The 23,582-nt window shown below is 71.3% G+C and carries 19 protein-coding genes and 1 riboswitch; of the genes, 15 read left to right on the plus strand and 4 right to left on the minus strand.

The features are described 5' to 3' along the window. Positions 1-88 precede the first annotated feature (88 nt). From ASD19_RS03995 to ASD19_RS04025, 7 genes are all read left to right on the plus strand, one after another. The gene (locus ASD19_RS03995; RefSeq protein ID WP_055988865.1) at positions 89-799 is read left to right on the plus strand and encodes an NRDE family protein; all 711 of its coding nucleotides are present in this window, start codon (positions 89-91) and stop codon (positions 797-799) included. Positions 800-845: 46 nt separating this feature from the next. Further along, positions 846-954, plus strand: a riboswitch (TPP riboswitch). Then, on the plus strand, positions 951-2,771 hold the full coding sequence (gene thiC / locus ASD19_RS04000) for a phosphomethylpyrimidine synthase ThiC (RefSeq protein ID WP_055988866.1): 1,821 nt from the start codon (positions 951-953) through the stop codon (positions 2,769-2,771). It overlaps the preceding riboswitch by 4 nt. Continuing rightward, complete coding sequence (locus ASD19_RS04005) at positions 2,768-3,757, plus strand: ABC transporter substrate-binding protein (RefSeq protein ID WP_055988867.1); 990 nt, start codon at positions 2,768-2,770, stop codon at positions 3,755-3,757. The genes thiC and ASD19_RS04005 overlap by 4 nt, the downstream gene beginning before the upstream one ends. Positions 3,758-3,763: 6 nt before the next feature. Continuing rightward, a complete protein-coding gene (locus tag ASD19_RS04010) occupies positions 3,764-4,573 on the plus strand; it encodes an ABC transporter permease subunit (protein WP_055988868.1) in 810 nt (269 codons plus the stop codon). Further along, positions 4,570-5,301: an ABC transporter ATP-binding protein gene (locus ASD19_RS04015; RefSeq protein ID WP_442922500.1), complete on the plus strand. Its 732-nt coding sequence runs from the start codon at positions 4,570-4,572 to the stop codon at positions 5,299-5,301. The genes ASD19_RS04010 and ASD19_RS04015 overlap by 4 nt, the downstream gene beginning before the upstream one ends. Before the next feature lie 9 nt (positions 5,302-5,310). Continuing rightward, entirely contained in the window at positions 5,311-5,889 is a 579-nt protein-coding gene (locus ASD19_RS04020) for a J-domain-containing protein (protein ID WP_055988869.1), read from the plus strand. Between the two features lie 154 nt (positions 5,890-6,043). Then, positions 6,044-6,529, plus strand: a complete 486-nt coding sequence (locus tag ASD19_RS04025) for a phospholipase A2 (RefSeq protein WP_235562965.1) — start codon at positions 6,044-6,046, stop codon at positions 6,527-6,529. Positions 6,530-6,540: 11 nt separating this feature from the next. Here ASD19_RS04025 and ASD19_RS04030 read toward each other — a convergent pair whose 3' ends face one another. Further along, entirely contained in the window at positions 6,541-7,326 is a 786-nt protein-coding gene (locus tag ASD19_RS04030; RefSeq protein ID WP_200941059.1) for a hypothetical protein, read from the minus strand. Between the two features lie 122 nt (positions 7,327-7,448). On the opposite strand from ASD19_RS04030, the gene ASD19_RS04035 reads away from it, so the two are divergent. The 6 genes from ASD19_RS04035 (at position 7,449) to ASD19_RS04060 (ending at position 14,571) form a co-directional block, all read left to right on the plus strand. After that, on the plus strand, positions 7,449-8,336 hold the full coding sequence (locus ASD19_RS04035) for a carbohydrate kinase family protein (protein WP_055988871.1): 888 nt from the start codon (positions 7,449-7,451) through the stop codon (positions 8,334-8,336). A 112-nt stretch (positions 8,337-8,448) separates the two neighbouring features. Continuing rightward, complete coding sequence (locus tag ASD19_RS04040) at positions 8,449-9,474, plus strand: LacI family DNA-binding transcriptional regulator (protein WP_055988883.1); 1,026 nt, start codon at positions 8,449-8,451, stop codon at positions 9,472-9,474. Continuing rightward, positions 9,471-10,436 (plus strand): ABC transporter permease, encoded by a 966-nt coding sequence (locus tag ASD19_RS04045; RefSeq protein WP_055988872.1) that lies wholly within the window; start codon positions 9,471-9,473, stop codon positions 10,434-10,436. The genes ASD19_RS04040 and ASD19_RS04045 overlap by 4 nt, the downstream gene beginning before the upstream one ends. Before the next feature lie 7 nt (positions 10,437-10,443). Beyond that, the gene (locus ASD19_RS04050) at positions 10,444-11,409 is read left to right on the plus strand and encodes a carbohydrate ABC transporter permease (protein WP_055988873.1); all 966 of its coding nucleotides are present in this window, start codon (positions 10,444-10,446) and stop codon (positions 11,407-11,409) included. A gap of 46 nt (positions 11,410-11,455) precedes the next feature. After that, on the plus strand, positions 11,456-13,066 hold the full coding sequence (locus ASD19_RS04055) for an ABC transporter substrate-binding protein (protein ID WP_055988874.1): 1,611 nt from the start codon (positions 11,456-11,458) through the stop codon (positions 13,064-13,066). 134 nt (positions 13,067-13,200) lie between these two features. Next, positions 13,201-14,571, plus strand: a complete 1,371-nt coding sequence (locus ASD19_RS04060) for a glycoside hydrolase family 32 protein (RefSeq protein WP_055988875.1) — start codon at positions 13,201-13,203, stop codon at positions 14,569-14,571. 84 nt (positions 14,572-14,655) lie between these two features. Here ASD19_RS04060 and ASD19_RS04065 read toward each other — a convergent pair whose 3' ends face one another. The 3 genes from ASD19_RS04065 to ASD19_RS04075 form a co-directional block, all read right to left on the minus strand. Continuing rightward, the gene (locus tag ASD19_RS04065) at positions 14,656-16,146 is read right to left on the minus strand and encodes a hypothetical protein (protein WP_055988876.1); all 1,491 of its coding nucleotides are present in this window, start codon (positions 16,144-16,146) and stop codon (positions 14,656-14,658) included. A gap of 83 nt (positions 16,147-16,229) precedes the next feature. Further along, positions 16,230-16,847, minus strand: a complete 618-nt coding sequence (locus tag ASD19_RS04070) for a GntR family transcriptional regulator (protein ID WP_162246646.1) — start codon at positions 16,845-16,847, stop codon at positions 16,230-16,232. Positions 16,848-17,121: 274 nt separating this feature from the next. Then, positions 17,122-18,348 carry a hypothetical protein gene (locus tag ASD19_RS04075; RefSeq protein ID WP_235562963.1) on the minus strand — a complete coding sequence of 409 codons (1,227 nt, stop codon included), beginning with the start codon at positions 18,346-18,348 and terminating at the stop codon, positions 17,122-17,124. Between the two features lie 97 nt (positions 18,349-18,445). On the opposite strand from ASD19_RS04075, the gene ASD19_RS04080 reads away from it, so the two are divergent. Together ASD19_RS04080 and ASD19_RS04085 are read left to right on the plus strand one after the other, a co-directional pair. Then, positions 18,446-18,970, plus strand: a complete 525-nt coding sequence (locus tag ASD19_RS04080; protein ID WP_055988885.1) for a hypothetical protein — start codon at positions 18,446-18,448, stop codon at positions 18,968-18,970. A gap of 799 nt (positions 18,971-19,769) precedes the next feature. After that, a complete protein-coding gene (locus tag ASD19_RS04085) occupies positions 19,770-23,483 on the plus strand; it encodes a YobI family P-loop NTPase (protein ID WP_156377102.1) in 3,714 nt (1,237 codons plus the stop codon). Positions 23,484-23,582 lie beyond the last annotated feature (99 nt).

The following is a 23,582-nucleotide window of genomic DNA, read 5'->3' on the forward strand; positions in this document are numbered from 1 at the left end:
GCGGAGCGAAGAAGGAGCGGAGTCGAAACGGGTTGAGCGAGCGCAGCGAGTCGAAGCCGAGCCCCGTCCCGGGCCCGAGAATGGATCCATGTGCACCGTGATCGTCCGCGTCCCGGAGTCGTCGGCGGAGCCCGTGCGCCTGCTCGCGGTGCGGGACGAGGATCCGAACCGGCCGTGGAACCCGCTCGGCGCGTGGTGGCCGGACCGGCCCGGGCTCGTGGGCGTGCAGGACCGGCTCGCGGGCGGCGCCTGGCTCGCCGCCGAGGGCGGCCGGCTGGCGGTGCTCCTGAACCGGGCGGGGTACCCCGAGGGACTGGATGCCGCCGAGCTCGAGTCGCGCGGCGGGATCGTGCTGGCCTCGGTCGCCGGGTCGTCGCCCGAGGGCGCGCCGCGCACGCTCGGGTTCAACCTGGTCGAGGTCGACGGCGCCGAGGTGCGGGTGACGTCCTGGGACGGTGCCGAGCTGCGCCGCGAGACCCTCGCCCCGGGCACGCACATGCTGGCGCACGACGGCGTCGACGACCCCGCGACCCCGCGCATCGCGGCGTGGCATGAGGCCTTCGAGCAGGCCCCGACCGACGGGGACGCCGCCTGGTGGCGCCCGTGGCTCGACGTGCTGGGCCGCACGGCCGAGCTGCCGCCGACCGATGACCGCGCGATCGTGCGCGACAACCATCCGCACGGCTACCCGACCGTGTCGCTGCTCGCGTGCGTCGCGTCGATCCAGGACGGCCGCGCGGATGTGCGCTACGCGCCGCTGGACCGTCCCGGTCTCTGGAACCCGCTCGCCTTCGACTGACGCACGGCCCGATTTGCGCCGACTCCCGGCGCTCGTGATACACATGTCCTGACCACACGGGGGCCTCGGAAGAGGCTGAGACCGGGCTGACACCGCCCGAGACCGTCGAACCTGATCCGGCTCGTACCGGCGTAGGAAGTGAGGACAGCCCATGGTGGCGCGCACTCTCCCGACATCCATCCCTCCCGTCGATCCCGCCGCTCCCGGCGACGCATCCGCTGAAGAGCACGGGACCGAACAGCACCCCTCCCACTCGCTCGCGTGGGTCGAGGACGCCGCGCACGGCATCCGCGTCCCCGTGACCGAGATCGCGCTCGAGGACTCACCCGACGGCACGCCCAACCCGCCGCTGCGCGTGTACCGCACGGCAGGTCCCGGCAGCGTGCCCGAGCGCGGCCTGCCGCCGCAGCGTGCCGAGTGGATCGCCGCGCGCGACGACACCGAGCCGTACGAGGCGCGCGGGCACCGGCTGAGCGACGACGGCCGCGCGGCGGTGCGCCGCGGCGCGCCCTCGCAGCGCTGGGCGGGCGCGAAGCCCGAGCCGCGCCGTGCCAAGCCGGGCCGCACCGTGACGCAGATGCACTACGCCCGCCGCGGGATCATCACCCCCGAGATGCGGTACGTGGCGCTGCGCGAGCAGTGCGACGTCGAGCTCGTGCGCAGCGAGGTCGCGGCCGGGCGGGCGATCATCCCCAGCAACATCAACCACCCCGAGTCCGAGCCGATGATCATCGGCAAGGCCTTCCTCGTGAAGATCAACGCGAACATCGGCAACTCGGCCGTGACGAGCTCGATCGCCGAGGAGGTGTCGAAGCTGCAGTGGGCGACCAAGTGGGGCGCCGACACGCTCATGGACCTGTCGACCGGCAACGACATCCACACGACGCGCGAGTGGATCATCCGGAACTCGCCGATCCCGATCGGGACGGTTCCGATCTACCAGGCGCTCGAGAAGGTCGACGGCGACGCGAGCGCGCTGACGTGGGAGATCTACCGCGACACCGTGATCGAGCAGTGCGAGCAGGGCGTCGACTACATGACCGTGCACGCCGGCGTGCTGCTGCGCTACGTGCCGCTGACGGCCGACCGCGTGACGGGCATCGTGTCGCGCGGCGGATCGATCATGGCCGGATGGTGCCTGGCGCACCACCGCGAGAACTTCCTGTACGAGCACTTCGACGAGCTGTGCGAGATCTTCGCGCAGTACGACGTCGCGTTCTCGCTGGGCGACGGCCTGCGCCCCGGATCGATCGCGGACGCGAACGACGCCGCCCAGTTCGCCGAGCTCGACACGCTCGCGGAGCTGACCCGCCGCGCGTGGGCGCACGACGTGCAGGTCATGGTCGAGGGCCCCGGCCACGTGCCGCTGCACCTCGTGCGCGAGAACGTCGAGCGCCAGCAGGAGCTGTGCGACGGCGCCCCGTTCTACACGCTGGGCCCGCTGGTCACCGACATCGCGCCCGGCTACGACCACATCACGTCGGCGATCGGCGCGACCGAGATCGCCCGCTACGGCACCGCCATGCTCTGCTACGTCACCCCGAAGGAGCACCTCGGCCTGCCCGACCGCGACGACGTCAAGACCGGCGTCATCACCTACAAGATCGCCGCCCACGCGGCCGACCTGGCCAAGGGCCACCCGGGCGCGATCGCGCGCGACGACGCGCTGTCGAAGGCGCGGTTCGAGTTCCGCTGGCGCGACCAGTTCGCGCTGGGCCTCGACCCGGTCACGGCGCAGGAGTTCCACGACGAGACGCTGCCGGCCGAGCCCGCCAAGACCGCGCACTTCTGCTCGATGTGCGGCCCGAAGTTCTGCTCGATGCGCATCTCGCAGGACATCCGCGACACGTACGGCGACGCCGCGGCGCAGGCCGCGGTCGCCGGCATGGCCGAGAAGAGCGCCGAGTTCGCCGCCTCCGGCGGACAGGTCTACCTTCCGGCTCCCGCGCTGCGTGCGGAGGCGGCCCGATGAGGGCGGCCGGTGCCGTCGCGCTGGCGGCGCTCGCTCTGACCCTCGCCGGATGCGCCGCGGCGCCCGCGGCGGGCGATCCCGCGGCGGGGTCGGGCGAGCCGGTGGTCGTGCGGGTCAACGACCCGGGCAACCAGGGCCCGCTGGCCGTCGCGAAGAAGACCGGCGAGCTCGCCGAGGCGTTCGCGGAGGTCGGCGCCGAGCTCGAATGGGTCGACGGCGAGTACGCGTTCACGGCCAACGTGCCGCTGTTCAACGCGGGGCAGCTGGATGTCGCGAACGCCGCGTTCGCGCCGATCGCGGGCGCGACCGCCAAGGGCCTGCCCGTGAAGATCGTGTCGGTGCAGCGCCGCGAGGTGCTGACCGAGAACGCGGGCATCGTGGCGGCCCCCGGATCCGGCATCGAGACGATCGAGGACCTGGTGGGCCGCCGTGTCGCCGTCAACGCCGGCGGCAAGGGCGAGTACCTGCTGCTCGACGCGCTCGAGCAGGTGGGGATCCCGTTCGACGCGGTGGAGCGCGTCGCGCTGCAGCCGTCGGACGGCGTCGCGGCGTTCGCGTCCGGGCAGATCGACGCGTGGAGCACGTTCAGCGACTACTTCGCGCAGGCGGCCCGCACCGGCACGGTGCTCGCGACCGAGCGCTCGCTCGACGCGGTCGACGACAACGTGTACGCGTTCCGGTCCGAGCTGATCGACGCGCATCCCGAGATCGGCGTCGCGTTCGTCGAGACGCTGCAGGAGCTGCTCGACCGCCAGCACGAGGACCCCGAGGCCTTCCTCAACGTGTTCGAGAAATCCGGCCCCACCGCGCTCGTGGGCGACGCGTACGAGAACGAGCTGCGCGAGCTGCAGGGGCGCTACGAGGTGCACGTCCCCGGGCCGGCCGACGCGGAGCGGCTCCAGCGCGTGCTGGACCTGTTCCGCCGGGCGGGGGTCATCCAGACCGACCTCGACCCGTGGGACCTGCTGGCCGACCTCGACGGCTGACCCGCGATGACGACGCTCGTCGCTCCGCGCCCGCTCGCGGCCGCCGCGCCGGCACGGTCCGGGTGGCGCCCCGTGCGCCGCGCGGCCGTGCCGGTGGGCCTGGTGGCGGCGTGGGCGCTCGTGTCGGCGGCAGGATGGGCGCCCGCCGCCGTGCTCCCCGGCCCCGGCGCGGTGGTCGCCGCCGCGGCCGAGATCGCCGGATCCGGCATGCTCGGCACGTACCTGCAGGCGTCGCTGCTGCGCATCGCGGCGGGCGTCGGGGTCGGCGCCGGTGCGGGACTCGTGCTCGGGCTCCTCGCCGGGGTCTCGACGCTCGGCGAGGAGCTCGTCGACTCGACCCTGCAGATCCTGCGCGCCGTGCCGTTCCTCGCGATGATCCCGCTGTTCATCGCGTGGTTCGGCATCGACGAGCCGTTCAAGGTCGCGGTGATCGCGTTCGCGGTCGTGGTGCCGATGTACACCTACACGTTCCTCGCCGTGCGGGCGATCGACGCGAAGGTCCTCGAGGCCGCGCGCTGCTTCGGCGTGACCGGCGCGCGGCTCGTGGCGGGCGTCGTCCTGCCCCAGGCGCTGCCGGGCATCCTGATGGCGGTGCGCGTGTGCCTCGCGGTCGCCGTCACCGCCCTCGTCGCGGCCGAGAACGTCGGCACGCGCGAGGGCATCGGCTACCTGGTCGCGATGGCGCGCGAGTACAACCGCGTCGACCACCTGTTCGTGTGCCTCGTGCTGTACGCGCTGCTCGGGGTCGCGTTCGACGCGCTCGTGCGGGTAGCGGAGGCGGCGCTGCTGCCGTGGCGGCCGCGGGTGGCGCGGTGAGCGCGGGCGCGGCGGTGTCGACCGTCGCGATGGAGACCGCCGCGGCATGCATCACGGGGCTGCGCAAGCAGTACGCCGGGCGTGCCGTGCTCGACGGCCTCGACCTGACGCTCCGGCGCCGCGAGTTCACGGTGCTGCTCGGGCCGAGCGGCACCGGCAAGTCGACGCTGCTGCGCATCCTGCAGGGGCTGGAGGCGCCCGACGCCGGCGCGGTGCGCGTGCCGCCGAGGGTGACGAGTGTGTTCCAGGAGCCGCGGCTCGTGCTGTCGCTGCGCGTGCTCGGCAACGTGACGCTCGGCCTCCCGCGCACGGCGCCCCACCGCGCGGCGGCGCGCGAGGCGCTCGCCGAAGTGGGCCTCGCCGGCCGCGAGCGGGACTGGCCCGCGACTCTGTCGGGCGGCGAGGCGCAGCGCGTGGCGCTCGCCCGGGCGCTGGTGCGGGATCCCGAGCTGCTGCTGCTCGACGAGCCGTTCGCCGCGCTCGACGCCCTGACGCGCCGCCGGATGCACGGCACGGTCGCCGAGCTGGTCGCCCGCCACGCGCCGGCCGTGCTCATGGTCACGCACGACGTCGACGAGGCGATCGCCCTCGCCGACCGGATCCTGGTGCTGCGGGACGGCCGGCTGGTCGCCGACGAGGCCGTCGACGAGGCAGGGGACGCGGGCGCCCTGCGCCGTCGCATCCTCGGCCTGCTCGGCGCGGACCCCGCCCCCGGCGAGCCGACGTAGCCTGGAGGGGTGGGCGATCGGCCGGATCCGCGTCAGGAGGCGGCCCGCTACCTCGCGGAGCGGGACCTGCCGCCGGAGCAGCGCGGCCAGAGCGAGGAGCGCACGCCGACCTGGTCGACGCCCGAGGAGCGCGCGGCCGTCGTCGAGCAGGCGATCCAGCAGGCCATCCGCCGCGGCGACTTCGACGACCTCCCCGGCGCCGGCAAGCCCCTGACGGGCCTCGGCCAGAGCCACGACCCGGACTGGTGGATCCGGCAGAAGATCGAGCGCGAGAACCTGCGCGGGCTCGCGCCGCCCGCCCTCGCCCTGCGGGTCGAGGACGCCGAGCTCACCGAGCGGCTCGACGGAATGCACCGCGAGAGCGACGTGCGCGAGACGCTCGAGGACTTCAACCGGCGCGTGAAGTACGCGCGGCTGCAGCTGCTCGGCGGCCCGCCGGTCGTGACCGCGCTGCGCGACGTCGACGCCGAGGTCGCCGCGTGGCACGAGCGCCGCGAGGCCCGCGCCTGCGCCGCGCGCGAGGCCGCCGCCCGCGCCGAGGCCGAGGCGCCCCGCCGCCGCGGCTTCTGGCGCCGCCGCGCGCGCTGAGCCGGCTCGAGTACACGAAGTCTGGTGTGTATTCGGCGGCCGCCCCGCCCGCGAGGAGAAACAGCTTATCTTTCTTCCGGCGCGCCGAGACGCGTCGCCAGCATGAGTCCTGTCGGCCCGCCGGGGGCCGGGAAAGAGGACTCCTGTGAAGATCATGAAGCGACTCGCGGCCCTGGCCGCCGCGCTGCTCGTCGGCCTCTCGGTGCTCATGGCGAGCCCCGCGACCGCCGCGCAGCCCGCCACCCCGACGACCGCCGCCGCGTCGCTCACCGGCGCCGGCGCGGTCGCCGCGATCGGATCGCGCATCCTCCCGATGGAGGCCGGCGAGGGCCACGTCTCGATCCCCGCCCGCTACGTCTACAACCCGAACACGACCTACCAGCGCACGCTGCACGACTACTGCACCAAGTCCCCCGACGCGTTCGGCTCGGCCGACTTCCGCGGCCCGTGCGCCCGCCACGACCTCTGCATCATGGACCGCGACGTCTCGCGCGCCACGTGCGACAGCCGCTTCCTCTCGAACCTCCGACAGGAGTGCAACCACGCGTACGACCGCTGGTGGGAGAGCGGCACGCGCGCGACGTGCAACGCCACGGCCTACACCTATTACGGCGTGGTGCGCGCGTCGACCTGGTTCTAGGGCGTCCGCCGTCAGACCAGGACGGCCCCGGATGTCGCCTCGCGCGGCGCCGGGGCCGTCTCGCGTGCCGGATCCGCATCCCGCGGCACCGCGCACGGATCCGGCTCCATGAACGTCGTCATGAGCGCGCGCACCGCGACCGCGAACAGGGTCCATCGCCCCGACGGCAGCGCCTGCCCGTCCGCGATCTCGACGACCGGGTGCTCCAGGCCCTCGAGGGCATGGATCGCGAACCCCTCGCCCAGCGCCGCCATGGCCGCCGTGAAGTCGTGCAGCGTGAACGGCGCGCGCATCCGGTAGCCGTACGCGTCCATGAGCCGTCCGTAGAAGCCCGCGAACTCGGCGATCGACTCCTGGTGGCGCTGCCAGCTGGCCTCGCGCAGCTCCGGCCACGTCGTGGCGGTCGCGCGCAGTGCGAGTACGATCAGGAACGCCTGGGAGTCACGCGCGCACCGGTCCTCCGCCGCCCGCGTCGCACCGGCCACGTGGGTCTCGGCCGCGGCGCGGATCACGTCGTCGAGCGGGGCCCGACGGGCAACCAGCTCGCCGACCGCCGACGCGGCGCCCTCGACCGGCGACGCGAGACGCAGGCGAACCATCGCGACCGCGAGATCCCCCTGGTAGTCGGTCTGGTCGGCCCAGAGCCGGTAGGCCGCTCCGGTCGTCAGGCCCGCGCGGCGGAGCACATCCTGCAGCCGGATGTGCTGCACGCCGGCGGCGGCGCCCCGCTCGAACAGCATCTGGAGGCCGACCTTCAGCAGCAGGGCCCGGGTCTCGTCACCGGTTCGACGTCTCACGCGCCCATCCTGTCAACCGGCGCACGGACGGGGCGAGGGCAGGACGGCCCGGGCGGCTCTGCCCGGTGTGTTCTGCCCGTCCGGCGGCGCGATAGTGTCGGGCCTCGAACGAAGGGACGACCATGGACACCGCACAGCACGTCGAGGTCCTCGTGATCGGCGAGGCGCTCATCGACATCGTCGAGTCGGAGACCGGCACCGTGGAGCACGTCGGCGGCAGTCCTGCCAACGTCGCGCTCGGGCTCGGGCGGCGCGGAGTCGACGTCGCCCTCCTCACGCAGCTCGGCGACGACGAGCGCGGGCGCGCGATCACGCAGCGCCTCACCGAGTCCGGGGCGCGCGTGCTGCCGGAGTCGACCATCGGGCACCCGACCTCGACGGCCCGCGCCCGCCTCGCGGCCGACGGCAGCGCCGAGTACGAGTTCGACATCGCATGGGATGCCCTGCCGCCCGTCGCGCTCGTGCCGCGCCTCGTGCACACCGGCTCTATCGCGGCGTTCCTCGAGCCCGGGGCGTCCTCGATCCGCGACCTGCTCGCCCGGACAGGGGCGGCAGACGTGACGTTCGACCCGAACATCCGCGCCGATCTGCTGGGCGCCCACGACGAGGCGTTCGCGGCCTTCGAGGCGGTCTCGCGGCTCTCGACGGTCGTCAAGATGAGCGACGAGGACGCCGCCTGGCTGTTCCCGGGGCGGGCGATCGACGAGGTCCTCGGCGCCGTCCTCGCGCTCGGACCACGCGTGGTCGCCATCACGCAGGGCGCGGCCGGCGCGACGCTCGCGACGGCCGACGATCGCGTGCACGTGCCCCCGGTCCGGGTGCGCGCGGTCGACACGATCGGCGCGGGCGACACGTTCATGGCGTCGCTCATCCACTCGACGCTCGCCCGCGGCGGGACGACGCCCGACCGCGCCGCGCTCGAGCGGATGGGCGCGGATGCGGTCCGCGCGGCCGCCATCACGGTCTCGCGCGCGGGCGCCGACCTCCCCTGGGCGAACGAGCTCGACTGACAGTTGACTTTCCGACGGACGTGGCCGTACGCTGATCCTCGTTATACGATTAACCCCCACGACGAGGTGAAGGCAGGTGAACGCGATGGCGCGGAGGTCGCAGGCGGTGACGATGTCACAGGTAGCCGCGCAGGCGGGCGTCTCCCAGGCCACCGTGTCCCTCGTCCTCAACAACGTCGACGGCGGCCGCGTCGCCGACGAGACCCGTGACCGCGTGATGCTCGCGGTCGAGCAGCTCGGGTACCGCACGAACGCGTTCGCCAAGTCGCTGCGCAGCGGGCGCTCGGGCATGATCGGCTTCATCTCCGACGAGGTCGCGAGCTCCCCCTTTGCGGGACGCCTCCTCAAGGGCGCGCAGATGCTCGCATGGGAGACCGGCAACGTGATCCTCTCGGTCGACACGTTCGACGACCCCGATCTCCAGGCCGCCGCGGTCGACATGATGCTGTCGTACCGGGTCGCCGGCGTCGTCTACGCCTCGATGTACCACCGCAACCTCGAGCTGCCCCCCGGCCTCGAGGGCGTGCCGACCGTCGTCGTCAACGCGCAGGACAGGAACCGCCGCTTCGCCAGCGTGTTCCCGGACGAGGAAGGCGGCGGATACGCGGCCACCCGCCACCTGATCGAGGCGGGCCACGAGCGCATCGCGATGATCAACATCCAGCCGCCCGTGAGCGACCTGCCGGCCGGCATCGGCCGCCTCGCCGGCTACCACCGTGCGCTCGCCGAGGCCGGCATCGAGGCCGACCCGGAGCTGGTGCTCTACGGCACCGGCATCGTGGAGGACGGCCTCGCCCTGACGACCCGCCTGATGACGCGGGACGCGCCGCCCACGGCGATCTTCTGCGGCAACGACCGCACGGCGTGGGGCGCGTACCGCGCACTCGAGGCGCTCGGACTGCGCCCGGCCGAGGACTGCTCGATCGTGGGCTTCGACAACCACGAGACCCTCGCCCCCTACCTGGACCCCGGATTGACCACCGTCGAGCTGCCCTACGAGCGGATGGCCCGCCGGGCGCTCGAGATCCTGCTGGACGGCACCACGTCCGACCCGCAGCGGATCCCCATCGAGTGCGCGCTGATCGCGCGCGACTCCGTCTCCACCCCCTCGACCGCGACTGCAAAGGTGCATCGATGACCCTCACCCGAGACCGCGCCCCGGAGGCGCCGACCCGCATCCCGCCGCACCGGCGTGCCGCGTCGGCCGCGCGGCGCGCCCTGCGCTCCTGGCAGTTATACGTATTACTGGCCCCGGCGCTGATCTACGTCGTCGTCTTCAAGTACTGGCCGATGTACGGCGCGCAGATCGCCTTCCGCGACTACAACCCCGCGCTCGGCTTCACCGGCAGCCCCTGGGTCGGGCTCGAGCACTTCGTGCGCTTCATGCAGTCGTTCCAGTTCGAGCGGCTCATGGTGAACACGCTCACGATCAACGGGCTCGGCCTCCTGATCGCCTTCCCGGTGCCGATCGTCCTGGCCCTCATCGTCAACCAGCTGCAGAGCCGGCGCTTCAAGCGGTTCACGCAGACCGTGCTGTACTCGCCGTCGTTCATCTCCGTCGTCGTGGTCGTCGGGATGATCTTCCTGCTGTTCTCGCCGCGCTCCGGCATCGTGAACAACGCGATCGTCCTGCTGGGCGGCGACCCCGTGTTCTTCATGGGCTCCGTCGAGTGGTTCCGGCCGCTCTACATCGGCTCGGACATCTGGCAGAACGCCGGCTTCTCGATGGTCGTGTACCTCGCCGCCCTCACCGCGATCGATCCGGCGCTGCACGAGGCCGCCCGCGTGGACGGCGCCAACAAGTGGCAGCGAATCCGGCACATCGACATCCCCGGGATCATGCCGGTCGTGACGATCCTGTTCATCCTCGCGATCGGCAACCTGTTCAACCTCGGGTTCGAGAAGGTGCTGCTGATGCAGACCGACCTGAACCTCCCGGCGTCCGAGGTCATCCAGACCTACGTGTACAAGGCGGGGCTGCAGCAGGCGCAGTTCAGCTACTCCGCCGCGATCGGCCTGTTCAACTCCCTCATCAACCTCGTTCTGCTGCTGACCTTCAACGGGGTCGCGAAGCGCGCCGGACAATCGACCCTCTGGTGACGAAGCCATGACCCTGACACAGACCCAGGCACTGATCGCCCCGGACGCGCCCGTCGCGCGCGGCCCCCGCACCCCTCGTCGCGCCTCGTGGCGCGAGCGCGCGGCGGATCCGATCTTCAACGCGATCGCGATCGGCACGCTCCTCGTCGCGATCGCCGCGATCCTCTACCCGATGTACTTCATCGTGATCGCGTCGGTCAGCGAGCCGGCCGAGATCCTCAACGGCAACGTGTGGCTCTGGCCCAAGGGCTTCACGCTCGAGGGCTACACGCGGATCTTCTCCGACCCCACGATCGTGCGCGGCTTCGCCAACTCCGTGCTCTACACGGTCGTCGGCACGGCGATCAGCGTGGTCACCATCCTGTTCGGCGCGTACGCGCTCTCGCGTCGCGACCTGTTCGGACGCCGCGTCCTGATGCTCGTCTTCCTCATCACGATGTTCATCGACGGCGGTCTGATCGCCCGCTACCTGGTCGTGCGCGACCTGGGCATGCTCGACACGATCTGGGCGATCGTGCTGCCGGGCGCCGTCGGCGTCTGGAACCTGATCATCGCGCGGGCGTTCTTCGAGAACAACGTGCCGAACGAGCTGCGCGAGGCCGCGCAGCTGGACGGGGCCGACGACTTCCGGTTCTTCTTCACGATCGTGCTGCCGCTGTCAAAGCCGCTCATCTTCCTGATGATCATGATCCACCTGGTCGCCAACTGGAACGCGTTCTTCGACGCGCTCATCTACCTCAGCGACGAGGCCAAGTACCCGCTGCAGCTCGTGCTGCGCAACGTGCTCATCCAGTCCGAGGTCACCGCCGCGGGCGGCTCCGGAGCGCTCGACTCGTACGCCGCCGCCCAGCGCCTGGGCGAGCTCATCAAGTACGGGATGATCGTCATCTCGACGGTCCCCCTGCTCATCGTCCTTCCGTTCATGCAGAAGCACTTCGCCCAGGGGGCTCTCCTCGGCGCGGTGAAGAGCTGAGCGGTCCACCCCAGACCCCCACCACCACCCACAGAAGGAACCGTCAATGAGACACCGTCGTTTCACCGTCACCGCCGCCGGGCTGACCGCCGCCGGCATCGCCCTGGCCGGCTGCGCCGCCGCAGGCCCCACCGAGATCGAGGACAAGTCCGCCGACTACGGCTTCAACGCGGAGGGCCTTCCCATCGTGGACGAGACGCTCACGCTGACGTTCGGCGGCACCAAGTCGGCGCTCGCCCCCGAGTACGGCGACATGGAGCTCGTGCAGCAGTGGCAGAGCGACACCAACATCGCCATCGAGTGGGAGAACCTCGTCGACCAGGTGTACGCCGAGAAGAAGAACCTCATGCTGGCGAGCCAGGATCTGCCCGACGTGCTCTACAACACGGGGCTCAGCGACGCCGAGATCGTGGAGTACGGCAGCAACGGCACGCTCCTCCCGCTCGAGGACCTCATCGCCGAGCACGCGCCGATCCTGTCGGGCATCCTCGAGAAGCGTCCCGACATCCGCGCCGCGATCACGTCATCCGACGGCCACATCTACTCGCTGCCGAGCGTCGAGGAGCTCGGGATCCTCGCGTTCCCCAACTTCCTGTACATCAACAAGGCGTGGCTCGACACCCTCGGGCTCCCGATGCCCACCACGATCGACGAATACCACGACGCACTGGCGGCCTTCGCCACCCAGGATCCCAACGGCAACGGCCTGAAGGACGAGATCCCGCTCTCCTTCCGGACGGACTCGTTCTGCGCGAACCCGCACGACCTGATCGCGGCGCTGGGCGGTCAGCCGGAGAACAACGACCACCGCATCGTGCGCGACGGCACGGTCGAGTTCACGGCCGACACCGAGGAGTACCGCGCCGGCGTGAGCGCGCTGGCCGACTGGTACGCCGAGGGCCTGATCGACCCAGAGTCGTTCTCGCAGGATGACGTCGCCTACCTCGCGAAAGGCAAGTCCGAGACGCCGGTCCTGGGCTCGTTCTTCTGGTGGGAGCTGAAGGAGTTCGTCGGCGAGGACCGCATGGACGACTACGCGCTGGTGGGCGTCCTGGAGGGCGTCGACGGCGAGCGTCTCGCGAGCGTCGCGAACAACCAGGAGATCGGGCGCGGCGCCATGGCGATCACGCGCGCCAACGAATACCCCGCCGCCACCATCCGCTGGGCCGACCGCCTGTTCGACCCGGTGATGTCGGCGCAGGTCGCGTGGGGCCCGATCGGCGTGACGCTCGAGGAGGACGAGACCGGCATGCTCGTGCAGATCCCGGCCGCCGCCGGCGAGTCCGAGGGCGAGCGCCGCCAGCGCGTCGCTCCCGGCGGGCCGCGCATCACGACCGCCGAGGACTTCGCGACCGTCGTCGCACCCGAGCCCCGCGCGGCGGAGCGGCAGCAGCTCGTCCAGGAGTTCTACGAGCCGCACCGCGCGAACGAGGGCTACCCGCCCGTCATGCTCTCGAACGAGGAGCTCGACCAGATCTCGCTGACCGTCCCCGAGATCAACGCGCTCGTCAAGGAGAAGTTCGCCTCGTGGGTCGTGAAGGGCGGAATCGACAGCGAGTGGGACGGCTACGTGTCGCAGCTGCAGACCATGGGCGTCGACGACGTCATCGGGGTCTATCAGCAGGCGTACGACCGCTTCCAGCAGGGCGGCGAGTGATCCGGGGTCGGGGCGTCCCTCGCGGCGCCCCGGCCTTCCCCCCCCTCCCCGTCGTCCTCTGCTGAATTCCTCCCCTGCATCGGCGTCCTCGCCCGGCCCCATCGGACCGCATTCGAATCCCAGGAGACCCTTTCGTGACCTCGACCGCCACCAGCCCGGCGACCACCTCGATCCGCCCGTCCGCGCACTTCACCGCGCGGCGGAGCTGGCTCAACGACCCGAACGGCCTGCTCTTCCACGACGGCGTGTATCACCTGTTCTTCCAGACGAACCCGTCGGGCAGCACGTGGGGGAACATCTCGTGGGGCCATGCGACGTCCACCGACCTGGTGACGTGGACAGAGCGCGACATCGCGATCCCTCACACCGAGGACGAGATGGCGTTCTCGGGCAGCGCGGTGGTCGATGCTCACAACACCGCCGGCTTCGCCGGACCGGGCGAGACCGCGCTCGTGGCGATCTACACGGCCGCGGCGCACCCCGGATCGGGCCGCACGACGCAGGCGCAGTCGCTCGCCTTCAGCGTCGACGCAGGCGAGACGTGGACCCGCTACGCGGGGAACCCCGTCCTCGACATCGGATCCAGCGAGTTCCGGGATCCCAAGGTGTTCTGGTACGGCGGCGACGACGGGCACTGGGTCATGGCGGTCGTCGCGGCCACGGAGCACCGGGTGCTCTTCTACACGTCGCCCGACCTCATCTCGTGGACGAAGACGTCGCAGTTCGGCCCCGCCCACGCCACGGGAGGCGTGTGGGAGTGCCCCGACCTCTTCCCCCTGACGGTCGCGGAGACGGGCGAGACCCGCTGGGTCCTGATCGTCAGCCTCAACCCCGGCGGCATCGCGGGGGGCTCGGGCACGCAGTACTTCCTGGGCGACTTCGACGGCACGACGTTCACCCCCGAGCGGATCGTCGAATCCGACGACCTCGCAGACTTCGACTGGGTGGACTACGGGCACGACTACTACGCGGCCGTGTCCTTCGCGAACGTGCCCGACGGGCGCCGCCTGATGGTCGGATGGGCCAGCAACTGGCTGTACGCCGAAGAGACGCCGACGGGCCCGTGGCGTTCGGCGATGTCGCTGGTGCGCGAGATGTCGCTCGTGCGTCGGGCCGACGGAAGGCTCGCGCTCGCGCAGGCTCCGGTGCTTCCGGCCGCTCCGTCGATGCTTCGCGCGCACAGGTTCTCGGCCCCGCGGGGCGGGGGCCGCACCACCGCGTCGCTGTCGAACGCGTCGGGCGAGGAGTTCGTCGTCACGGTAGATGCCGACGCGCGCGTCATCGCGTGCGACCGCGGAGCGTCGGGCGACACCGGCTTCCACGCGGAGTTCCGCGCCGTGGCCCGCGCTCCGCTCCCCGCCGGCGTCGGCGACGTGGAGCTGCTCATCGTCGCGGACGGCACCGTGGTCGAGGTGTTCGCCGCCGGCGGCACGGTCTGCCTGACCGAGCAGGTGTTCCCCTCGGCGCCCTACAACCGCTTCGAGGTCCGGCACACCGCCGAGTGACGCGCCGGACATCCGCACCGTGGCGCTGCGCCGCGATGCGTCTCCTCCGCGTCTCCCGCACGTCGCCGCCTGCTCTCCGCGCGTTCACCCGCCGCCACCACAGTGAGCGAGGGTCGCGCCTCTCCTCCCCGGTGTCCGGTCGCGCCCGCACGATCCCCCGACGCAGAGGAAGGACGGCGCGCAGATGCAGCCGATCACACCACGCCCCGCGGACGCCCGCGGCGCAACCGGCCGGACCCGAGGCGCGGTCGCCGCCGCGGTCGCGGCGACGGCGGTCATCCTGCCGCTGGCGATCGCCCCCGCGGCGCACGCCGCGCCGGCCGCGCCGGGCACCGCGGCGGTCAGCGCGCGCAGTTCGTCGAGCGGGATCATGCTGAACGGCATGAAGCAGGTGTGCGCCCGTGCGAGGTCGAGGGCCAGGCGCAGCTCGTCCGCCGCGCCGGCGCCGTCCCCCGCGCGCTGCGCGAGCGCGGCCCGCACCAGGTGCGCCTCGATGACCAGCCGCAGGCGGCCGGTCTCGGCCGCGATCACCGACGACGCCTCGCTCTCGGCGCGGACCGCGTCGTCGACGAGCAGGTAGGAGATCGCGCGGCGCGCTGCGGCGAACGGTCCCGTGGAGTGGTCGCCCTCCGTGAACATCCGGATCGCGGCGGCCGCGTTCCCCCGCATCAGCAGCGCCTCCGAGCGGATGATCCGGTTGTGCTGCGCCAGGAAAGGGACCGCGTCGAGATGCGGAGGCAGCGCGCTGAGCACGGTGTCGAACTCGCTGAGCAGGGCCGCCGTGCAGGCTACGTCGAGGCGCGAGCGCACCATGAGCCGGCCCCCGGCCAGGAACGGGATGCGCTCGCCGGCCTCGCGCAGCCGGATGGCCCCGATGAGTTCGTCCGCCAGCGGCAGGTCCACGCGGTCCCACGCCCGGATGGACCGCGCGATCGCGCCGGAGACGTGGACGGCGGTCACGTCCGGATGCTCCGCTCGCAGCCGCTCGTGGCGAGCGAGCCACGCGTCCGCGTCGACGCCGCGACCGCCCAGCGCGAACAGCCAGGCGAGCTCGCCCGACGCGTTGATCTGCGTGCGGCTGTTGCCCGTCGCCTCCGCGCCCGCGTACGCCTCTGCCAGCAGCCCGATCGCCGTCGGGGCGTCGTCGGCGAGCAGGTGGGACAGGGCCCACTGGAACTGCAGGTTCGGGAGCACCTGCTCGAGCTCTCCGCCCGCCGCCGCGGCCGCGGCGCGGGCTCGGGCCACGTAGTCCAGCGCCGCCGGCAGGTCGCCGCCCGTGCGGGCGCCGCCGGCCCGGCTCGTCCAGAGGATGGCGGCGACGCGCGCGGAGTCCGCGGGATCCGGTTCGGGCGCGAGATCCGCGTAGACCAGCGGCCGCACGCTCGCGTCCAGCCGCAGGTGCCGGGCGTAGGAGCGCGCCACGATCCACTCCGGGTGCTCGTCGAACGCCTCGGCCGGCATGGCGTCCGCCACGGCCTCGATCACCGTCGCGTCGCGCGCGATGAGCGCCGCCCAGTCCTCGGCGACCAGACGCGCGGCGACGCGCCAGTCGTCCCGCGCGAGCGCGTCGAACACGGCTCTCGCGTGCTCTCCGCGCTCCGGAGTCTCAGCCCCCACTTCTCCCTTTCGACCGCCCCATCCTGACGTGCCGGCCCGGCTCAGCCGAGTCGGCGCAGATCCCGGAGCGCGGCCTCGGCGGCCGCCGCGTCACGGGCTTCGACCGCGGCGCGCAGATCCTCGACCGCGCCGAGGTCGGCGAGCTCCTCGAGCGGCCGACGGAGCGCCCGGACGTTCCGGCCCACGGCCGGCACCGTGTCGGCGAGCATCCGCGCGGCGAACTGACGGGGATCGATCCCGATCAGGAACGACAGCAGCTCCTCGAGCGCGAAGGCCAACGCCGCGACGTCGGCGGCGACGGCGAGCGCGCGCACGCGCATCCGCAGCGTGGCGTGATCGGCCGGGGACAGGTCGGGCAGCAGCATCCGCAGCAGCATCCCGCCCGTGTACCCCGCGAACGCAAGCGACTCCTGCGCGAGCTTCTCCGTCACGTGCGTCACGCGCGTGAACCGGCTCGGCTCGACGTCGATCAGTCCGATGCGCTCGAGTCGCAGCAGCGCCTCCCGCACCGGCATCCGCGACACTCCGAGCCGCGCGGCGAGCTCCGAGTCGCGCAGGATCTCTCCCTCGTCGAGCCGTCCCTCGCGGAACGCCTCGACCAGGACCTCGAAGACCCGCGCGCTCAGCCGCGGCGTCTCCGGTCGCTCCAGTCTGGGCATGATATCGACCATCCGGGATCCCCCTCCCCTGGTGAGCGTACGGCCAGCGGAGGGCGCCGGGATCCAACTCAATCCACCGTTTCACCCGGTTTGACGTGCAGTCTGCTAACGATTCGCCCACACAGGTCCTGTTCGGATGCGCAGATCGACCAGCCTGTGCGCGCTCCGGCCAGACGGTGCGTGCCGCCCCGCGAGGGAGTTCCGAGCGCGCCCGGCGCGGCTGAGCCGGTTGCCGCGAGCTGCCGCTTCGAAGCGGCAGCTCGGGGCGACGACCTCACGGGATGTGCCAGAACTCCGTGCCCAGGCCGTACATGCACCAGATCCACCACCACTGGCCCGCGAGGCACGCGGCGAGCACGCCGAGCCGCCATGCGAGGCTCCGCGGCTGGGCGACCGCACCCCACAGCGGCGCCAGCGGGAACAGCAGGCGGAACACGCTCGACTGCGGCAGGAAGACCGCCAGCAGGTACAGCAGGTAGCTCGCGGCCCACAGCCGCGCCTCCACGCCGAGGCGCGGCACCCGCGGGTCAAGGGCGAGGACCAGCCCCACGCCCACGACGGCGACGACGAGCCCCGCGAGGCCCCATGCAGGGTCGAGACCCCACTGGCCGAACCAGTAGTCGATGGCGAGTAGCCAGCCCTCGAACGGCACGAACGGACCGGTGTCGCCCACCCACAGCCGGCGCCACGAGAGCTCCGTCTCGAGGTAGGCGTCCATCCGCCCGGTCACGGCTCCCGCGATCAGCTGCCATCCGAACCCGAGACCGACCGCGAGCGCGGCCGCTCCCGCCAGCCGGATGAGCTCGCCGCGCGCGAGCGGTTCGCGCCGGCGGCAGAGCCAGCGCCACGCGCCGAACAGCCCGAGCAGCAGCGCGAACGCCAGCACGCCCGGCCGCGTGAACGCCATGACCGGGACGATCGCGAACAGCCACGCGTACTCGCGCCGCTGCAGACACCGGATGCCGAGCAGGATCAGCAGCAGGAAGGGCGCCTCGGCATACCCCACCTGGAACATCGCGGCGAGCGGCGCCGCCGCGAAGAACGCCACGGCCCACATCGCGGCCCGCTCCCCGATCCGTTCGACAAGCATCCGCCGCAGCACGAGGCAGCAGAGGTACCCCGACACGAGCGCGATCACCCCGGCGCCGGCGCCCCAGCCGCCGAGCACGGCGCCCAGAGCGCCCGCGGCCCAGGCGAACAGCGGCATGAACGCCCACGCGTTCTGCGCGACCTCGCCGTCGTCCGTCAGCGGCAGGACGACCGGATACCCCTCGATCGCGATGCGGCGGTAGTACTGCGCGTCCCACGCCTGGAGGTAGGTGCCGAGGTCCGCACCGGGGCCGAAGCGCGAATCGGCCGGCGCCATCGCGCTCCCGAGCAGGAAGAACGCGGTCGTGATCACGCGCGCCGCGACGTAGATCGCCGCGATCCGGACGGCGGGCGCATCGCGCAGCCGCGCGGCGGCGCCGCACCGAGGGAGGCCGACCGCGACCTGCTTCACGCGCGCAGTATCGCACCGCGCCGTGAACCGCGGCCGTCCGGCCGCCGCGGCCCTCGAACCTGTGTGCCCGCACATGTTCCGGGCGTACCGTCAGGACATGAATGCACAACTGAAGATCGCGGGGCAGAGCCCCGAACCGCTGGGTCTGGGGTCCGTCCTCATCGGCTCGCTTCCGGACACGCTCCTGACCGAGCGCGCACCTGACCGGTACACCGTCGAGGCGGTGTTCACGCGCCGCACGGATCACGACGAGGTCGTCGCGATCCAGAGCGCGGCCACGCGCTCCTTCCTGTCCGCCAACGGCTTCCCGACGGTCGAGCTGCGCGTCGCCGACCGGCGCCTGGAGATCGCGAACACCAATCTCGAGGAGCTTCGCGACGGCCTCGCCGCGGTCCTCGCCGAGCGGCTCGCGGACATCAGCTCCTCGCTCCTGGCCGAGCGCCACGAGCGCGAGCACCGCGTGCAGGACGCGTCCGACCGGGAGCAGGTCCGCGCCGCATCCGTCGCAGCGCTGGCCGAGTCGATCGGGTTCACCCGACGTCACGGCGCGGCGGCGGCCGACGACGACTCGCGCATCCAGGACTGGGCCGAGGAGGGCGGGGCCCATTCGACTGCCCGCTGATCGCCGCACGCCGGGAGCTGTGACGCGGCTGACACGATGGCACGGCAGATCGTCCGCGCGGGTGCCGCGCCACAGCCTCCGGATGTCCCTTCTCACTGCAGTTGACACAGCGTGAGACGCGCGACCCGCAGAATAACGCGGGCGCAGAGCTTCCCGAGGCACGCGATCCGTCTCCCGGAAGTTGTCAGTGACTGCCTCCTGCGCTTGGACAGGCTCGCCTGAACGCGAATGCCCGGCGGCTGAGGCCACCCGACATCTCCGCGGTAGACAACCGGGTCGTTGTTCGCAAACGATGAGACACATAGCCAGCGCCGCTGTCGGCTATCCGTTCAACGCCCCCGTACGCGTGTCCGCCAGCCGCCGATCGCGCGCTGTGCCCGTGGTTGCGGAATGCGAGACTCCGCCCGCCTCGATGCTCCGATTCACATACGAGCGCGCTGCCGATCGCTATGCCGCCCAAGGTCACGGCGCGAAGACCAAAAGCCATGCTTCGCGCGCCGGACCTCCGGCGAGGTTCGTCCCCGCGTAACCTCGACGTGGTGAACCCCAATGCGCTCGTACCACCGCGGATGCGGGTGATCCTCTCTAGTGCGCTCATTGATATAGGCAGACCCTTGATGCCGACGGTCCGGGCTGCGGGAGCGGTGTGGGTGCTGAACCCGGAACCCTGGGATATCTGAGACTGCGAAGCGGACGACGCCCGAGCGTGTGTCGTGTTGGTCGCGACAGGGACTCGCCCAGGCCGGCTTCGCAGTCCGGTCGCCTCGGGATGTCCTTGGCGTCCTCTAGCATCGCGGGCATGAATGCCTCGGTCCATGCAGAGCCCGGTGCCGGCGCGCCTGCCCTTCGGAGCCTCGCGCCAGCGTTCGACGAGGCACAGCATGATGTCTATTTCCGTGCAGTTATGCGCGCTGTCACCGAGCAGGACGATGTCCGGAACATCGCACTGACGGGACCGTACGGGACGGGCAAGAGCAGCATCCTGGAGCATCTCGCCGAGTCGGAGCAGCTGCACGACCGGGTGCTGCAGCTGTCGCTCTCCACGGTCGGGGACAACCCAGCGCGCCGCAATGCCGACGGGGACGATGGGGATGACGGGGTTGATGAGCCGGCGGTCGAGTCGACGACGAATCTGATCCAGAAGGAGATCGTCAAGCAGATCCTGTACCGGGACGAGCCCGGCCGCACCCGCGGGTCCCGGTTCCGCCGGATCTCCCGGTTCCGATGGCCGCGGGAGATCGGCCTGGCGGTCGCGGCTGGGGCGCTGATCGCCGCGGTGATGTATTTGCTGCGGCTGCTGCAGCCGGTCGTGGAGGTGCTACAGCAGCAGCCGCTAGCGCTGACCCCGGAGGCGGCGTACGCGGCGGTCGTGCTGGTCGTCGCCTCGACCGTGGCCGCGTTGCGGTGGGTGAGTCACAATCGGATCTTCCTGGAGCGGCTGAGCGCGGGACCGGCGACGGTCGCCCTGTCGGATCAGTCCTCCAGTTATTTCGACAAGTACATGGACGAGATCGTGTACTACTTCGAGCAGAGCGGCCGCGACATCGTGGTGTTCGAGGACATCGATCGGTTCGAGAACGTCGAGATCTTCGAGGCGCTGCGCGCCTTGAACGGACTGCTGAACGGCTCGGAGCAGGTCCGCAACCGCCGCCGCCCGGGCCGGACGTGGTTTGATCGCGAACCGGCGCCGGATGTGAAGTTCATCTATGCCTTGCGGGACAGCGTGTTCGAACAGCTCGGCAGCGAGGTGGACGGCGAGGACGCCGCCGACGACGAGGTCAAGCGCGCCAACCGGACGAAGTTCTTTGACCTGGTGATCCCCGTGGTGCCGTTCATCACGCACCGCAACGCGCGCGATCTGATGGCACGTGAGTTGACCGGCACCGGGGTCTCCGCCCCGCTGGTGAACCTCGCCGCGCAGCACGTCGCGGACATGCGGCTGATCAAGAGCATGCGCAACGAGTACGACGTGTACGCGTCGCGTCTCCTGGACACCCCGAGCCGGATGCCGGGGCTGGATCCTGACCGTCTGTTCGCGATGATCCTGTACAAGAGCGTGCACATGGGGGACTTCGAGCGGATCCGGTTCGGGAAGAGCCGGCTCGATCAGCTTCACGCCGCGTGGCGCGAGATCGTGAACACGTCCCTCGCTGCGGCCCGGAAGCGGGAACGGGACGCCGCCGACCTGCTCGCCCGCCACGGTATCTCCGCCACCCGTGCAGCTCAGCTCGGCGCCCGGCTCGAGAACGTTGTGCGCGCCATCGTTGAGCCGACCTATCGGGACCACTGGTACATCCAGATCGAGCAGAACCAGTACCGGGCGGAAGAGGTACGGCAGGCGTCGTTCTGGACGAAAGCGAGGACCCCTGACACGAGGATCATCGTGGCCTCGACGCATGGAGGCGGGTCCACGGTGTGGACGCCGGCCCGTCTCGAGACGCTGATGGGGTACAAGATCGACCCGGTCGCTCTGTCGGATGCGGAGCGGCCCGTGCAGACTCGGCGGCTCGCTTCCGCCCGAGACGACATCCGCTTCCTGCGGCATCACACGTGGCAGGAGATCCACGCACGCACCGACTTCACACATGCCGCCGCCGAAGGCGAGGCGGAGTCGTTCGCGGCCGCCACGCATCGGCTGCTGCAGTCGCGGCTGGCACGCGCCCTGGTCGCCGGCGGCTACATCAACGACTACTTCGCGCTGTACATCTCGCAGTACTACGGTGATCACCTGCGCCGCGACGCGCAGAACTACATCGTCCACGCCCTGGACCGGGGCGCACCGGACATCAACTATCCGCTCGAGCCCGACGACGTCGAAGCGATCATCACCGACAAGGGCCCGGACATCCTCGGCGACCGCGCCGCCTACAACATCGCCATCCTCGATCACCTCCTCGTGAGCCGGCCGGGAGAGGCCGCGCTGATGGTGGCCCAAATCGCCGCCTGGGAAGACGATGATCGCGCGTTCCTGGAGCAGTACCTGCAAGCGGGGGCTGCGCCGGTCCGCCTGATCGAGATGCTCACCCCGAGGGCCGCCGATCTGCTGCGGTGGCTCATCCAAGACGCGCCGCTGTCGGGTGAGCAGCTTGCCCCGCTCGTGGAAGCCGTCCTGGCTTCGACCGATGACGATGTCGAGTACGCGGTGCCGTTGGAGCTGGACGATGTCGTACGCGCGTATGCCGCCGACTTCACCAGCCTTCGCACGGACACGCCGGAGGAACCCCTGACGACGGTGCGCGCGACGAGAGTTGTGGATTCCCTCGCCCGGTTCGGGTGCCGGCTGCCGGACACGTCGTTCCTCAGCGACACGGCCCGTGAGGCCGTGATCCGGCACGGCGGATACGACCTGACGGCAAGGAACCTGCGGGATCTGACGTCCCGCGATTCGCTGGCGCTGGACTCGCTCGTGGCGTCCGACACGCGCATCGCCGGCACCGCGCTGAAGCGGATCGGCGAGTACCTGGACATGCTCGCCACCGAAACCGGCTCGACCTCCGTGGATGATGCCGACCAGTTCGCACGGATCCTGGCTTCGGTCGACGCGGCGACCGGGAAGGACACCGTCCGGGTGTCGGAGGTGGTGCGGCGCGCCGCCGCGTCCTGCGCGGTGCCGGTCCTGGCGGATGCCCCGGAGTCGGCGTGGGCGTCGCTGGCGGCGTCGAAACGTACCGATCCGTCGGCGCGGAACCTGCTGACGTACCTCGATGAGTTCGATGAGATCGACGAGAACGTCGCCGCTCTCATCGAACCAGGCTTCCGTGCCGCTGACGCGGACGACCTCGATGACGCGGAACGGACTCGGTTGGCCACACATGTCCTCAACGCGGAGATTTCGATTCCTCGGCCGGCGGATCGGGTGTCGGTCGCGACGAGCCTTCACCCGCCGACACCCCTGCCGCCGGCATCGTTCACCCCGGAGAGCGGGGAACGCGCCGGGCTGATGCTCGCCGCCGGCCTGATCGCCGATGACGCATCGTCGTTCCTCCCACCGGTGACCCAGGACTGGGAGACATGGGCGTTCGCAGCCGCGAAGTCCCGCCGGATCATCGAGTTCCTCACGCCGCAGATCCTGCCGTCGCCCGCGGTGCGGAACCTATTCGACAGCGCCGTCGTACCGGACGCGGTCAAGACGCATGTGCTTGCCCGGCTCGACTCGTTCGCCGCTGGGGCGGCGCGAGCCGACATCCGATCCGCGGTCTCGTACGCGGTCGCCTCGGGTGCCACCGTGCAGCCGGGGATGCTGGAGTTCCTGCGCGCGGGCGGTGCCGAGGCGGACGACATGGTGCGGCTCGTGGCACGCCTGGTCGATCTGCCGCTCGGGGATCTTCGCGCCTTCCTGCGGCGGCTGCCGCCCCCGTACGTCGTGCTCGCCGACCCGGGGACTGAACGCCCGCTGGTTCCTGACGAGGCCGAGATTGTTGCCGTGCTGGACCGGTTGGCGACTGCCGGCGTGGTCAGCAGTCACCGTGCCGACGGCGGTCGACGTCGTGTTGCGCTCCGGCATCCGGCCTAGATGTACTGCCCAGGGACGTTGTTTGATCTGGCTTCCCTGATGTGACGAGAACCTCCCGGCAGAGTGGAGCTGCTACCGCATCCGCTCTGAACCAGGGAG

Origin of the sequence: Microbacterium sp. Root53, from assembly GCF_001426925.1 — a bacterium.
In the GTDB taxonomy this organism is placed as follows: domain Bacteria; phylum Actinomycetota; class Actinomycetes; order Actinomycetales; family Microbacteriaceae; genus Microbacterium.